12 protein-coding genes and 1 tRNA gene are annotated in these 14,220 nt (G+C 74.0%); 5 read left to right on the top strand and 8 right to left on the bottom strand.

Annotated elements, in window-relative coordinates; translation table 11 throughout:
• Positions 1 to 11: 11 nt before the first annotated feature.
• Positions 12 to 1,634: a chaperonin GroEL gene (gene groL / locus DFQ13_RS09175; RefSeq protein WP_110079489.1), complete on the bottom strand. Its 1,623-nt coding sequence runs from the start codon at positions 1,632 to 1,634 to the stop codon at positions 12 to 14.
• A gap of 78 nt (positions 1,635 to 1,712) precedes the next feature.
• Positions 1,713 to 2,006, bottom strand: coding sequence for a co-chaperone GroES (gene groES, locus DFQ13_RS09170; RefSeq protein WP_035279986.1), 294 nt, complete (start codon positions 2,004 to 2,006; stop codon positions 1,713 to 1,715).
• 207 nt (positions 2,007 to 2,213) lie between these two features.
• Between groES and DFQ13_RS09165 the strand changes: the two genes are divergently transcribed.
• The gene (locus DFQ13_RS09165; protein ID WP_325050913.1) at positions 2,214 to 2,726 is read left to right on the top strand and encodes a GNAT family N-acetyltransferase; all 513 of its coding nucleotides are present in this window, start codon (positions 2,214 to 2,216) and stop codon (positions 2,724 to 2,726) included.
• Here the strand turns inward: DFQ13_RS09165 and DFQ13_RS09160 are convergent.
• Positions 2,716 to 3,615, bottom strand: a complete 900-nt coding sequence (locus tag DFQ13_RS09160; protein WP_110079487.1) for a patatin-like phospholipase family protein — start codon at positions 3,613 to 3,615, stop codon at positions 2,716 to 2,718. The two genes, DFQ13_RS09165 and DFQ13_RS09160, sit on opposite strands and share 11 nt — an antisense overlap.
• A gap of 900 nt (positions 3,616 to 4,515) precedes the next feature.
• Between DFQ13_RS09160 and DFQ13_RS09155 the strand changes: the two genes are divergently transcribed.
• The gene (locus DFQ13_RS09155; protein WP_110079486.1) at positions 4,516 to 6,042 is read left to right on the top strand and encodes an alkaline phosphatase D family protein; all 1,527 of its coding nucleotides are present in this window, start codon (positions 4,516 to 4,518) and stop codon (positions 6,040 to 6,042) included.
• Between the two features lie 106 nt (positions 6,043 to 6,148).
• A complete protein-coding gene (locus DFQ13_RS09150; RefSeq protein WP_407643148.1) occupies positions 6,149 to 8,035 on the top strand; it encodes an N-acetylmuramoyl-L-alanine amidase in 1,887 nt (628 codons plus the stop codon).
• Between the two features lie 69 nt (positions 8,036 to 8,104).
• Here DFQ13_RS09150 and DFQ13_RS09145 read toward each other — a convergent pair.
• From DFQ13_RS09145 to tsaB, 4 genes are all read right to left on the bottom strand, one after another.
• Positions 8,105 to 8,176, bottom strand: a tRNA-Arg gene (locus tag DFQ13_RS09145).
• 299 nt (positions 8,177 to 8,475) lie between these two features.
• Entirely contained in the window at positions 8,476 to 9,519 is a 1,044-nt protein-coding gene (gene tsaD / locus DFQ13_RS09140; RefSeq protein WP_110079485.1) for a tRNA (adenosine(37)-N6)-threonylcarbamoyltransferase complex transferase subunit TsaD, read from the bottom strand.
• The gene (gene rimI / locus DFQ13_RS09135) at positions 9,516 to 10,001 is read right to left on the bottom strand and encodes a ribosomal protein S18-alanine N-acetyltransferase (RefSeq protein ID WP_110079484.1); all 486 of its coding nucleotides are present in this window, start codon (positions 9,999 to 10,001) and stop codon (positions 9,516 to 9,518) included. The genes tsaD and rimI overlap by 4 nt, the downstream gene beginning before the upstream one ends.
• Positions 9,998 to 10,675, bottom strand: coding sequence for a tRNA (adenosine(37)-N6)-threonylcarbamoyltransferase complex dimerization subunit type 1 TsaB (tsaB, locus tag DFQ13_RS09130; RefSeq protein ID WP_110079708.1), 678 nt, complete (start codon positions 10,673 to 10,675; stop codon positions 9,998 to 10,000). The genes rimI and tsaB overlap by 4 nt, the downstream gene beginning before the upstream one ends.
• 102 nt (positions 10,676 to 10,777) lie before the next feature.
• Here tsaB and DFQ13_RS09125 point away from each other — a divergent pair, with 102 nt between their 5' ends.
• On the top strand, positions 10,778 to 12,199 hold the full coding sequence (locus DFQ13_RS09125; RefSeq protein ID WP_407643147.1) for an acyl-CoA synthetase: 1,422 nt from the start codon (positions 10,778 to 10,780) through the stop codon (positions 12,197 to 12,199).
• The gene (locus DFQ13_RS09120; protein ID WP_110079483.1) at positions 12,192 to 13,520 is read left to right on the top strand and encodes a carboxyl transferase domain-containing protein; all 1,329 of its coding nucleotides are present in this window, start codon (positions 12,192 to 12,194) and stop codon (positions 13,518 to 13,520) included. The genes DFQ13_RS09125 and DFQ13_RS09120 overlap by 8 nt, the downstream gene beginning before the upstream one ends.
• On the opposite strand, the gene DFQ13_RS09115 is transcribed toward DFQ13_RS09120, so the two are convergent.
• On the bottom strand, positions 13,517 to 14,218 hold the full coding sequence (locus tag DFQ13_RS09115) for an HAD family hydrolase (RefSeq protein WP_110079482.1): 702 nt from the start codon (positions 14,216 to 14,218) through the stop codon (positions 13,517 to 13,519). The genes DFQ13_RS09120 and DFQ13_RS09115 overlap by 4 nt on opposite strands.
• Positions 14,219 to 14,220 lie beyond the last annotated feature (2 nt).

Below are 14,220 nucleotides of genomic sequence, written 5' to 3'. Positions count from 1 at the left end.
TGCGGCCCGGGTCAGTGCCCGTGGCCGTGGCCGTGCCCGTGACCCGCGTCGGCGGGCTCGTCTTCCTTCTTCTCCACGACCGCGCTCTCGGTGGTGAGCACCATGCGGGCGATCGAGGCGGCGTTGGCCACCGCGGAGCGGGTGACCTTCACCGGGTCCACCACGCCGTCGGCGAGCAGGTCGCCGTAGGTCAGCTTGGCGGCGTTGAAGCCCTGGCCCCAGGGCAGCTCGCGCACCTTGTTGACCACGACCGCGCCCTCCTGGCCGCCGTTCGCGGCGATCCAGAACAGCGGCGCGGACAGCGCCTCGCGGACGATGCGCACGCCGGTGGCCTCGTCGCCGGTGAGGCCGAGGTCGCCGTCGAGCTCCTTGGCCACCTGCACCAGCGCGGAACCGCCGCCGGGGACGATGCCCTCCTCGACCGCGGCCTTGGTCGCCGCGACGGCGTCCTCGATGCGGTGCTTGCGCTCGGCCAGCTCGGTCTCGGTGGCCGCGCCGACCTTGACCACGGCGATGCCGCCGGACAGCTTCGCCAGCCGCTCCTGCAGCTTCTCGCGGTCCCAGTCGGAGTCGGTGGCCTCGATCTCCTTGCGGATCTGCTCCACCCGGCCGTCGATGTCGGCCTTGGCGCCCGCGCCGTCGACCAGCGTGGTGTCGTCCTTGGTGACCACGGCGCGCCGGACGGTGCCCAGCGAGTCGAGGGTGGCCTCGGACAGCTTCAGGCCGATCTCGGCGGAGATGACCTGGCCGCCGGTGACGATCGCCAGGTCGTCGAGGAACGCCTTGCGGCGGTCGCCGAAGAACGGCGCCTTCACCGCGACGGCCTTGATGGTCTTGCGCAGCGCGTTGACCACCAGGGTCGACAGCGCCTCGCCGTCGACGTCCTCGGCGATGATCAGCAGCGACCGGCCGCTCTCGGCGACCTTCTCCAGCACCGGCAGCAGGTCGGCCAGGGCGGAGATCTTCTCCCGGTGCAGCAGGACGTAGGCGTCCTCCAGCACGGCCTCCTGCGCCTCCAGGTCGGTGGCGAAGTGGGCGGAGACGTAGCCCTTGTCGAACTGGATGCCCTCGGTGACGACGAGCTCGGTGGCCAGCGTGGAGGACTCCTCCACGGTGATCACACCGTTCTCGCCGACCTTCTCGATGGCCTCGCCGAGCAGGGCGCCGATGGAGGCGTCCCGGGAGGCGACGGTGCCGACCTGGGCGACGTTGTCGCGGCCCTTGACCGGGGTGGCCTTGGCCTTGAGGGCCTCCACGACCGCGTCGGACGCGGCCTGGATGCCCTTGCCGATGGCGGTCGGGTTCGCCCCGGCCGCCACGTTGCGCAGGCCGATGCGCACCAGCGCCTGGGCCAGCACGGTCGCGGTGGTGGTGCCGTCACCGGCGACGTCGTTGGTCTTGGTGGCGACGTTCTTGGCGAGCTGGGCGCCGAGGTTCTCGAAGGAGTCCTCGAGCTCGATCTCGCGGGCGATCGTGACACCGTCGTTGGTGACCATCGGGCCACCGAACTTCTTGGCGAGCACGACGTGGCGCCCGCGCGGGCCGAGGGTGACCTTGACCGCGTCGGCGAGCTTGTTCACACCGCGCTCGAGGGCCCGACGAGCGTCCTCGTCGAAACTGATCTGCTTGGGCATTGTCCCTCTCCTGTACGCGAAACGCCCCGGTCGGGCCCCCGAACGGGGCCGCCGGGGCGTTCAGCGTGTGGGTACGTCTTAGTTGATGACAGCCAGCACGTCGCGGGCGGAGAGGATGAGGTACTCCTCGCCGTTGTACTTGACCTCGGTGCCGCCGTACTTGGAGTAGATGACGACGTCACCCACGGCCACGTCCACCGGGACGCGGTTGCCCTTGTCGTCGATCCGGCCCGGGCCCACCGCCACGACCTTGCCCTCCTGGGGCTTCTCCTTGGCAGTGTCCGGGATGACCAGACCGGAGGCAGTCGTAGCCTCGGCCTCGCTCGCCTGGACGACGATCTTGTCCTCGAGCGGCTTGATGTTCACGCTCACCGCTGTGACCTCCACGGGTCGTCGAAAGCGTTGGCAGGTTGATGGCGGCGGAACCCCTCACGAGGCTCCACCAACGGCTCCTGCCACCCCGCCGTCGCGGGTGCCGGGGCGGTACTGGCGCCGTGCGTCTAGCACTCTACCCACGCGACTGCTAACGCTGCAACGGGGTCCGCCGAGATGGGATGAGAAAGCGGGGAGTGACACAACATGACTTCCAGGGATGACGGCTCCACGGGTGCCCGGGCGGGGATGATCCGCCGGGCCGGGGTGGGCGACTTCGACCGGCTGCGGGAGATCGAGGTGGCGGCGGGGGCCGCGTTCCGCGACGTCGGCATGCCCCACATCGCCGACGACGCGCCGCCGTCCGATGCGGACCTGCTGGCGTTCGTCGACGCGGGCGCGGCCTGGGTGTCCGAAGTGGACGACGTGGTGGCGGCCTACCTGGTGGCCGAGCGGGTCGACGGGCGGGTGCACGTCGCGCAGGTGAGCGTGGACCCGGCGTTCCGGGGGCTGGGGCTGGGGGCGGCGCTGATCGACCACGTGGACGACGGGGGCGGGGTCACGCTGACCACGTTCGCCGACGTGCCGTGGAACGCGCCCTACTACCGGCGGATCGGCTTCCGGGTCGTCGAGCCGACCGGGGGGCTGCGCGAGGTCGTGCGGCGGGAGGCCGAGGCGGGGCTGGACCCGGCCACCCGGGTGTGCATGGTCAGGGGCTGAGGACCCGCAGCACGGCCTCCCGACCCGCCGCGACGGCCCTGGTCAGCAGGGCCGTGTCGCGGGTGAGCCTGCCGACCTCCGGCGCCCCGGCGGCGGGGCGGACCTCCAGGACGGCGGGGTCGGTGGCGAGGTCGCGGTCGTCGGCCTCCTGGCGGGCCGCCCGGCCCTCCCAGGACGAGAGGGCGCCGGGGGCGACGCGGTCGAGGTAGCGGGAGACGACGCGGCCCTCCAGGCGCGACGGCGGGCCTGCGGTCCAGCCGGTCTGGCGGGTGCGCAGGACCAGGACGTCGGTGAAGCCCCGCGCCAGCGGGGTGCGGAACGGGATCGCCTCGGCCAGCCCGGCGTCGATGAAGGTCCGCCCACCCAGGCGGACCGGGGGGCCGGAGAGCAGGGGCAGGCCGGTGCTGGCGCGCAGGGCCAGTTGCAGGGTGCGCTGATCGGTGACCAGCGGGTGCAGGTCGGTCGCCGCCCCGGTGGCGGTGTCGGTGGCCAGCGGGTGGAACGTGGTGGGGTTGGCCAGGATGGCGGCGAAGTCCATCGGGATGGTCTCGTAGACGACCTGGACCAGGTGGGTGGTGTCGACCACGGGCCCCAGGCGCAGCGCCCGCCAGGGGTTGGTGACGCGGCGGATGACCGCCGGGTCGTCCCAGGCCATGACGTCGGGCCGGGCCTGCCCGGCGAGGAACCACGCACCGTTGAGCGCACCCGCCGACGATCCGAACACCGCGTCGAAGCACGCCGCGTAACCCAGCTCCGCCAGGGCGACGACCATGCCGCCGGAGAAGGCGCCACGGCTGCCGCCACCCTCGACGGCCAGGGCCAGGCGGTGGCCGTCGACACGGCCGCCCGCAGCGCGGCGGGACTGCAGGAGCGAGATCACCGGGTGCACGGGCACAAACCTAGGGCCTGCCCTCAAGCCAGCCCCCACGAACCGCCGGCCCGGCAAGCGAACGCCCGGGCGGGCGGAGGCACTTGCCCAACCGATCACCCCGACAACCGCCGGCCCGGCCAAGCAGAGGCCCGGGCGGGCGGAGGCGCTTGCCCAACCGACCACCCTGAAACCGGCGGCCCGGCTATGGACACGCCCGGTGGGTGGATGTGTTTACCCAGCCGACCACCCCGAAACCGCCGGCCCGGCGAGCCGACTGCCCGGGTGGGTGGATGTGCTCGGCAGCCAGCCACCCCCGCAACCGGCGGCCCGGCTACGCCCCGGCCCGGGTGGGTGGAGGTGCTTGGCCAGCCGACCACCCCGAAAACCGCCAGCCCGGCGAGCAAATACCCGGGTGGGTGGATGTGCTTGCCCAGCCGACCACCCCGAAACCGCCGGCCCGGCAGGCCAACTGCCCGGGTGGGTGGATGTGTTTGGCCGGGGGTGGCGATCATGTGACAGCCTGCCTGGGCGGTGGGGCATCTTTTCAGCCCCACCCGGTCACACTGGAGCACATGATCGCCATAGGGGCCCCGGCCAAACACATCCACCCAGCCGGGCACACCCACCAAAAGACCGGGCTTTGAACAGCGGCACAGCCGAGCACATCCACCCAGCCAGGCACCACCCACCAGAAGACCAGGCTTTGAGGACCAGACCCCAGGTCATGCCCGAAAAGCCCGTGCCCGCAACAGCCGCACCGGACGCGGCCCGACCGCGACTCCCCTCGGCCGCACCCCCGCGCATGACCTGGGCGACGCCCAACCCTCACCAAGTCCTCACCCGGATGTGGGGCGCGGGTCACCGACCACGGGCGAGCATGGCGAACCGGTAACCACCACGTACCGGAGGTCCCCCACCATGTTCCCCACCCGCCGCTCCGTCCTCTTCGGTGGTGCCGCCGCCGTCGGCCTCACCGCCGTCGGGCTGCCTGCCCTGGCCGCCACCGGCACGCCCCGGCTGGCCTTCCCGTTCACCCTGGGCATCGCCTCCGGCGACCCGTCCGCCGACGGGGTGGTCCTGTGGACCCGGTTGGCCCTCGACCCGCTGGCCCCGGACGGCCACGGGGGGATGCCGAACCGGGTGGTGCCGGTGCAGTGGCAGGTGTCGACCGACGAGCGGTTCACCCGGGTGGTCCGGGCCGGGGTGGAGTTCGCCCGGCCGGAGACCGCGCACAGCGTCCACGTCGAACTGGCCGGGTTGCGGGCGGGCACCGAGTACTTCTACCGCTTCCGCGTCGACGGGCACCTGTCGGTGACCGGGCGGACCCGCACCGCCCCCGCCGCGGGTGCCCTGGGCCAGGGGCTGACCATGTGCTTCGCGTCGTGCTCGCACTACGGCGAGGGCTTCTTCACCGCCTACCGCCGCCTCGCCGAGGACCAGCCGGACCTGGTGCTGCACCTGGGCGACTACCAGTACGAGTACGCCGCCAAGGCCGCCGACGTGCGGGTGGTGGCGGGGCCGGAGACGCGGGCGCTGGCCGACTACCGGCTGCGGCACGCGCAGTACAAGTCCGACGCCGACCTCCAGTTCGCCCACCAGGTGGCCCCCTGGCTGGTCGTGTTCGACGATCATGAGATCGAGAACAACTGGGCGAGCGACACCCCGGAGGCGCCGGACCCGGCGTTCCCGGCGCGCAAGGCCGCCGCGTTCCAGGCCTACTACGAGAACATGCCGCTGCGCCGGGTCAGCAGGCCGCGCGGGGCGGAGATGCAGTTGTTCCGCCGGGTGCGGTGGGGTTCGCTGGCGACCTTCCACATGCTCGACACCCGCCAGTACCGCGACGACCAGGCATGCGGGGACGGCACGAAGGTCGACTGCGGGGAGCGGCTGGAGCCGACCCGCACCATCACCGGCGCGGAGCAGGAGAGGTGGCTGCTCGACGGGTTGCGCACCTCGCGGGCCCGGTGGGACGTGCTCGGCCAGCAGGTGTTCTTCGCCCAGCGCGACCTCACCGCCGGTGAGCGGCAGGGGTTCAGCATGGACTCCTGGGACGGGTACAAGGCCAGCCGCGACAAGGTCGCCTCGGCGTTGGGCGGCACCCGCAACGGTGTGGTGCTGACCGGTGACGTGCACCGGCACTGGGCCGGGGAGGTCAAGGAGAGCTACGACCGCCCGGACTCGCGCGGGGTGGCCACCGAGCTGGTCACCACCTCCATCACCTCGACCGGTGACGGCGACGAGAGCACCTCCGCGACCGTGCTCGCGGAGAACCCGCACCTCAAGTTCTTCAAGAACCGCCGCGGGTACGTGCGGACGAAGTTCAGCGCGGGCGAGCTGCGGGCCGACTTCCGGACCCTGCCGTACGTGCGGACGGCGGGCGCCCCGGTGGAGACGGCCGCGAGCTTCGTCGTGGAGGACCGCGTTCCCACCCTCAACCGGGTGTGAACACCCCACCGGGTAGACCGTAGGAGCGTCAAAGATTGACGGGCGCGGCCTCCCGGCAGGAGAGTGGACGGCGATCCGCCCGTCCCTGCCCGCCGGGAGGTCCCCCGTGTCCCGCACTCTGGCCCTGACCGTCGCCGCGATCGCGGTGGCGGGGGTGGCGGCGCCCGCCGCGTACGCCGCACCCGCAACCCCACCCCAGCCCACCGGCGAGCGCCAGGCCGCGTTCCGGGCTGCCGCCGCCGAGTTCGGCGTGCCCGAGCCGGTGCTGCTCGGCGTGTCCTACCTGGAGTCCCGCTGGGACGCCAACGGCGGCGCCCCCAGCACCGCCGCGGGCTACGGCCCGATGCACCTGACCGACGTGCGCGCCGCCAACCCGGGCGGGCACCACCACGACGGCACCGAGGACGCCCGCGGCGACGCGGCCCGCCCGGCGCTGCTCCCCGAGCCCGGCGCCCTCGACACCGACTCCCCCGCGCTGCGCACCGTCGACCTGGCCGCCTCGCTCACCGGCATCGATCCGGCGATCCTGCGGTCGGACCCGGTGGCCAACGTCCGCGGCGGTGCCGCCCTGCTCGCCGCCCACCAGCGCGACCTCGGTGGCCCGACCGGTGATCCCGCCCGCTGGTACGGCGCGGTGGCCCGCTACAGCGGCGCGACCGAGGCGGGTGCCGCGTCCGCCTTCGCCGACGAGGTCTTCTCCGTGCTGGCCACCGGCGCCGACCGCACCACCGACGACGGGCAGCGGGTGCGCCTGGCCGCCACCCCGCTCACCCCGGACCGCTCGGTGCTCAACCGGATGGGCCTGGCCCCGGCGGGTGGCTCGCGGGTCGAGTGCCCGCGCAGCCTGGGCTGCGAGTCGATCCCGGCGCCGTACGAGGAGTTCGGCGGCGACTACGGCAACCACGACCTCGCCGACCGCCCGACCAGCCAGAAGATCGACCACATCGTCATCCACGACACCGAGGCCACCTGGGACACCACGCTGCGGCTGGTGCGGGACCCGACGTACGTGAGCTGGCACTACTCGCTGCGCAGCGCCGACGGGCACATCGCCCAGCACGTGCCGACCAAGGACGTGGCCTGGCACGCGGGCAACTGGTACGTCAACGCCAAGTCCATCGGCCTGGAGCACGAGGGCTTCGCCGCCCAGGGCACCTGGTACACCGAGGCGATGTACCGCACCTCGGCCAAACTGGTGCGGTACCTGGCGGAGAAGTACCGCATCCCGCTGGACCGCCAGCACGTCATCGGCCACGACAACGTGCCGGGCACCGTCCCGGGCACGGTCGCGGGGATGCACTGGGACCCGGGCCCCTACTTCGACTGGTCGCACTACTTCGACCTGCTCGGCGCCCCGTTCCGCCCGGCGGGCCGGGGTTCGGGGGTCGTCACGGTCAAGCCGGACTTCGCCGCGAACAAGCCCGCCTTCACCGGGTGCACCGAGGCGGGCACCCCGTGCGCGCCGCGTGGTTCCAGCTCGGTGATCCTGCGCAGCGCACCCAGCGACACCGCCCCGCTGCTCAACGACGTGGCCCTGCGCCCGGACGGCTCCCCGGCCACCCTGGGCGTCTCCGACATCGGCAGCCGGGTCGACGCGGGCCAGCAGTACGCCGTCGCCGACCGCCGCGGCGACTGGACGGCGATCTGGTACCTGAGCCAGAAGGGCTGGTTCCACAGCCGCGACGCCATCCCCGGCCGCGCGGCGACCGTGTCGGCGAAACCCGGGCGGACCGCCGTCCCGGTGTACGGCCGCGCGTACCCGGAGGCGTCGGCGTACCCGGCGGGCATCCCGGCGCAGGCGGTGACCCCGTTGCAGTACTCGCTGCCCGCGGGCCAGCGGTACGCGGTGGGCCTGACGACGCCGTCGGAGTACTACTGGGCCACCACGTTCGACCCGGCCACGCACACCGTGGTCCGGGGTGAGCGGTACGTGCAGATCCAGTTCGGCCACCGGGTCGCGTACGTGCGCGCGGCGGACGTGGTGATCTCCTGAAACCGGAGCGGCCCCGGGGTTCCCCGGGGCCGCTCGGTGTTTGGTCCCGCGCTCGCGAGGCGCGGGCTGCGTCCCCACCAGGAATCGAACCTGGACCGCCGGTTCCGTAGACCGGTGCCCTCTCCGTTGGACCATGGGGACAATCGACCGGGAGCGCGGCGCACGGACCACTCCCCCGGTCGACCGCACCGGACCGAGATGTTGTTGCGGACAAGAGTTTCCCGCCCGTGCGCGGGGTGAACCGACAACGAAAAAGCCGCCCTGGCCGGCGGACCGGGGGGCGGCTTCCGAGTGACCGTCAGGCGGTCACGGGGAAGCCCGGTGGGTGCTGGCCGAATCGCTCGGCGTTCCAGTACCGCATCGTGCTCCTCCCGGGTCGGTCGCTGTCGTGGACGACTATGACGGTCGGACCGCCCCGCCCGCAACGGATTTAGGCGCGCTCAGACCGACACCGTGCTCACCGGGAGGCCCGGTGTCGCCGACAGGTCCAAAGAGGACGGTTCAACGCCCGCGGCGACCAGGTGGGCGCCGAGGGCGGCGACCATGGCGCCGTTGTCGGTGCACAGCCTCGGTTTGGGGACGCGCAGGGTGATCCCGGCCGCGGCGCAGCGCTCGGCGGCCAGCGCCTTGATCCGGGAGTTCGCGGCCACCCCACCGGAGACGACCATGGTGCCGATGTCGAACCGCTCGGCCGCGCGGACGGCCTTGGCGGTGAGGACGTCGGCGACCGCCTCCTGGAAGGACGCGGCCACGTCGTCGAGGGGGACCTCCTCGCCGTCGCGCTCGCGGGCCTCCACCCAGCGGGCCACGGCGGTCTTGAGGCCGGAGAAGGAGAAGTCGTACTCCGCGTCGCGCGGGCCGGTCAGGCCGCGGGGGAAGGCGATGGCCCGGGGGTTGCCGCGCTGGGCGGCCCGGTCGATCGGCGGGCCGCCGGGGTACGGGAGGCCGAGGACGCGGGCGACCTTGTCGTAGGCCTCGCCCGCGGCGTCGTCGATGGTGGAGCCGATCTCGGTGACGCGGGTCGCCAGGTCGTCCACCCGCAGGAGCTGGCTGTGGCCGCCGGAGACCAGCAGCGCCAGGCAGGGCGAGGGCAGCGGGCCGTGTTCGAGGGTGTCGGCGGCGACGTGGCCCGCCAGGTGGTTGGCGCCGTAGAGGGGCACGCCCAGCGACAGCGCGTAGGCCTTGGCCGCCGACACGCCGACCAGCAGCGCGCCCGCCAGGCCGGGTCCGCTGGTGACCGCGATGGCGTCCACATCGGACAGTTTCAGCCCGGCGACCTCGAAGGCGCGGCGCATGGTCGGGACCATCGCCTCCAGGTGTGCCCGGCTGGCCACCTCGGGCACCACGCCGCCGAAGCGGGCGTGCTGCTCGACGCTGGAGGCCACCTCGTCGGCCAGCAACTCCAGACGGCCGTCGCCGTCGAGCCGGACCAGGCCGACGCCGGTCTCGTCGCAGGAACTCTCGATGCCGAGGATGATCGTCACGTGCTCTCCTTCGGCCGGGCGGGCCGGGCCATGGTGAAGGCGTCGGCGCCGGAGGGCTGGTAGTACCGCTTGCGGAGTCCGATGGTGTCGAAGCCGTGCGCCTCGTACAGGGCGATGGCGCCCGCGTTGTCCGTGCGCACCTCCAGGAAGACCTCGGCGCCCTCTTGGTCGGCGCGGTCGAGCAGGGCGCGCAGCAGCAGCCTGCCGACACCACGGCGCTGGTGGGCCGGGTCGACGCCGATGGTGTGGACGCTGCCCTCCATGTCGCCGGGCCGCCCGGCGAGGGACAGGCCCGCGTACCCGATGAGCTGCTCACCCGCGTAGGCGCCGAGGTAGTGGTGCCCCCAGTCCAGCTCGGTGGCGAAGGCGTGCTCGCTCCACGGGTCCTCACCGGGGAACAACTGCTGCTCCAGCTCGGCGCAGCGGCGCAGGTCGGCCCGGCGCAGCGGGGCCAGCCGGACGGTCGTGACCGGCTCGCTCACGCCCGGCTCACCCGCTTGCGCGCCCCGGGCTCGACCGCGTCCGGCCTGCGCAGGTACAGCGGGGTCAGGTCGCCGGGCTCGGCGCCCGCGCGCAGCACCGCCGCGGCGGCGGTCACCAGCCCGACCGGGGTGGGGTGCTCGGGCCCGACCACCGGCAGGCCGAAGTCGAAGATCCGGGCCCCAGCCACCCGCGTCACGCCCAGCTCGGCCAGGCGCCCGGCCAACTCGGCGGGGGCGACGACGTCCGGGCCCGCGGTGCGGGCGCCGCCCGGGCCGTAGGCGGCCCAGTAGACCTCGCGGCGGCGGGCGTCGGTGACCACCAGCAGCGGGTCACCGGGCGCCTCGGCGGCGGCCACGACAGCGATGGCGTCGAGGGAGCACACGGGGTGCACCGGGCGGTCCAGGGCGTGCCCGAGGGCGGCGGCGGTGACCATGCCCGCCCGCAGCCCGGTGAACGGCCCCGGCCCGGTGCCGCAGACCACCGCGTCGACCTCCGCAAGCGCTTTCCCCGCGGCGGCGAGGGCGTCGCGCACGTGCGGGGTGAGCAGTTCGCCGTGCGCCTTGGCGTCGACCGTCACCCGCTCGGCCAGCAGGGTCGGCGGCCCGTCCGCGGGCAGGTCGAGGACACCGGCGGTGACCGCGGGGGTGGAGGTGTCGACAGCGAGGACCAGCACGGTCGTCAAGGGTACGAGGCCGCCCGTAGCGGCCGGGGGGTGCCCTCGTCGACGTGATCGTGGCAACTGCCCGCGAGCCCGCCCCCCACTACAGTCCGAACGGTGCTGCTGCCCACCCTGTCCGACCCGACCACGCGCGAGGCGGTCCGGTTCGGCGACGAGGTCCTGACCTTCTCCGAGCTGGCCGACGCCGCGCGGGCGGTGGTCTCCCGGCTCGGCGGTGCCCGGCGGGTGGCGGTGTGGGCCACCCCGAGCCCGCACACCTGCCTGGCCGTCGTCGGCGCGCTGGTGGCCGGGGTGACGGTCGTGCCGCTGAACCCCAAGGTCGGTGAGCGGGAGCTGGCGCACATCCTCGCCGACAGCTCCCCGGAGCTGGTGCTGGCGGCACCCGGCGTGGACCTGCCCGACGGGCTGGCCGGACTGGCGCGGGTGGACGTGGACCTGACCGCGCGGGAATCCGGGCCGCTGCCGGAGGAGGCCGACCCGGAGTCGCCCGCGTTCATCGTCTACACCTCGGGGACGACCGGGCCGCCGAAGGGCGTGCTGATGCCGAGGCGGGCCATCGCGAGCAACCTCGACGCGCTGGCCGACGCCTGGGAGTGGACCGCCGAGGACGTGCTGGTGCACGCGCTGCCGCTGTTCCACGTGCACGGGCTGGTCGTGGGGGTGCTTGGGCCGCTGCGGCGCGGGGGCGGGGTCCGGCACATCGGCCGGTTCGACTCGGCGGTGATCGCGGCCGAGCTGGCCGGTCCGGCCACGATGATGTTCGGGGTGCCGACGATGTACCACCGGCTGGCCGCCGACTGCGAGGCCGACCCTGCGGTGGCGGCCGGGGTGGGGCGGGCGCGGCTGCTGGTGTCCGGGTCGGCGGCGCTGCCCGCCTCCGACCACGCGCGGATCACCCGGGCCACCGGGTTGGCGGTCGTCGAGCGGTACGGGATGACCGAGACGCTGATGAACACCAGCGTGCGGGCCTCCGGCGACCGGCGGCCGGGGACCGTGGGCCTGCCGGTGGACGGGGTGGAGCTGCGGCTGGTTGACGACGACGGGGTGCCGTTCGCCGAGGTGGAGACCGTCGGGGAGATCGAGGTCCGCGGGCCGAACCTGTTCCTGGGCTACCTCAACCGGCCGGACGCCACGGCGGCGGCGCTGCACGACGGGTGGTTCCGCACCGGGGACATGGCGGTGCGCGAGGCGGACGGGTACGTGCGGATCGTCGGGCGGCGGGCCACGGACCTGATCAAGAGCGGCGGGTACAAGATCGGCGCCGGGGAGATCGAGAACGCGCTGCTGGAGCACCCCGGGGTGGCCGAGGTCGCGGTGACCGGGGAACCGGACGACGACCTCGGGGAGCGGATCGTGGCGTGGGTGGTGCCCGCGGGGCCGCCGCCCGCGCTGGAGGAGTTGGCCGACCACGTGGCGCGGTTGCTGTCGCCGCACAAGCGGCCCCGGGTGGTGCGGTACCTGGAGTCGTTGCCGCGCAACGAGATGGGCAAGGTCACCAAGCGAGCGCTCGGTGCCTGACGGCGGCGCCCGGGAGGTCCTGGCCGCTGTTGCCGAGGAGTTCGCGGAGTTCACCGCCCCGGCCGGTCCCGCCGCGGTGGACGGGCCGCTGGGGTGGGCCGGGTACGACGACGCCCGGGTCCGGGCGTTGCGGCGCTCCGGGGAGAGCGAGTCGGTCGTCTGCGGGGTGGGGCGGGTCGGCGGGGTGTCGGCGGTGCTGGTGGCGTTCGACTTCCGGTTCCTGGGCGGGTCCGTGGGGACCGCTACCGGGGACCGGATCGAGTACGCGTTCCGCCGGGCCCGGGAGACGCGGACGCCGCTGGTGTCGCTGATCGCCACCGGTGGCAGCCGGATGCAGGAGGGGATGCTGTCGCTGCGGCAGTTGCAGCGGATCGCCCGGCAGTCGGTGCTGCTGCGGGAGGCCGGGGTCGCGCAGGTCTCGGTGCTCCGTGATCCGACGACGGGCGGGTTGTGGGCGTCGCTGGGGGCCGGGGCGGACGTGGTGCTCGCCGTCGAGGGGGCGCAGGTGGGGTTCGCCGGGCGGCGGGTCCGGCCGCCCGCCGTCACCGATGACCCGGCGTACACGGCGGAAGGTCAGTTCGCGGGCGGGCACGTCGACGAGGTGTGCTCGGCGGAGTCGCTGGGCGAGGTGGTGGCGGAGTGGTTGCTGCTGCTGACCTCCGGGGCCCCCGACCCGGCCGAGGTGCCCCGGGCGCTGGGGTCGGTGGAACTGCCCGCCGACGGGTGGGCCGCGGTGACGGGGGCGCGCGCCGCGTCGCGGCCTCGGGCGGAGGCGTACCTGGACGACTACTTCGACCTGCGGCGGGAGATCCGCGGGGACCGCGCGGGCGGGGTGGACGCGGGGATGCTGTGCGGGGTGGGGCTGCGGGGGCGGCACGCGGTCGCCTTCGCGGCGCAGACCGGGACGGCCACCACACCGGCCGGGTTCCGGACCGCGTCCCGGTTGGTGCGGCTGGCCGAGCGGCTCGGGCTGGCGGTGCTGACGCTGGTGGACACGCCGGGCGCCGCGAACGACGCGGTGGCCGAGCGGGCCGGGGTCGGCCCCGCGATCGCGGAGCTGTTCGGGGTCGTCGGCGGGGCGCGGGTGCCGGTCACCACGCTGGTCATCGGCGAGGGCGGGTCCGGCGGGGCACTGGCGCTGGCCGCGCCCGAGCGGACGTGGATCGCGCCGGACGCCTACTTCTCCGTCATCGCACCGGAGTTGAGCGCGGCGATCCTCAAGCGGACCCCGGAGGACGTGCCCGCGCTGTCCGACCAGTTGCGGCTGCGCCCACAGGACCTGCTCGAACTCGGGGTGGTCCGGGGGATCGCGGCGCGCTAGAGCAACCAGGTGTCGAGGACTTCGGGCAGTTCCGACAGGGACTGGATCACCGCGTCGGGGGCAACGTCCACGGGGACCTGCTGGACCGCCGGGATGGTGCTGTGCGGGATGAGGACCGCCTTCATGCCCGCCGACTTGGCGCCGCTGATGTCGTCGTACGGGCGGTCGCCCACGTAGACGCACTCGGCGGGGTTGTCCACGCCCACCGCTCGCATCGCCGCCTCGAACGCGGCTCGGTGGGGCTTGGTGTGGGCGAGGTCGCTGCTCCAGACCCGGGCGTCGAACAGGTCGCGCACGCCGTCGCGGTGCAGGACGTGCTCGTGCCAGTCGGCGGGCCAGGCCGTGGAGGACAGGACGCCGGTGAGCAGGCCCCTGTCCTTCAGGGCTTTCAGCATGGGGGCGGCTTGCGGGTCGGTGTGGGTGGCCCGGTCCCAGTAGCGGCGGAAGGCGTCGAGGGCCTGGTCGTCGTGCGGGCCGCCCGCGTTCTCCAGGACCTCGGCGAGGGTGAAGGCGCGGTGTTCCTCGCGGACCCGCAGCCACAGGGCGTCCTCGGCCCCCAACGCCGTGGTGGCGAGGGTCGCCGCCCGGCCCGGGTCGTCGGGGTGGACGACGTCGGCGTAGGCGCGCCAGGCGGCCAGGTGGTCCATGGTGACCCAGGGGGTGAGGGTGCCGCCCCAGTCGAAGATCACTGCGCGCATGG

The organism is Actinokineospora spheciospongiae, assembly GCF_003182415.1.
Lineage (GTDB): Bacteria > Actinomycetota > Actinomycetes > Mycobacteriales > Pseudonocardiaceae > Actinokineospora > Actinokineospora spheciospongiae.
This window is presented reverse-complemented; position numbering and strand designations above follow the sequence as displayed.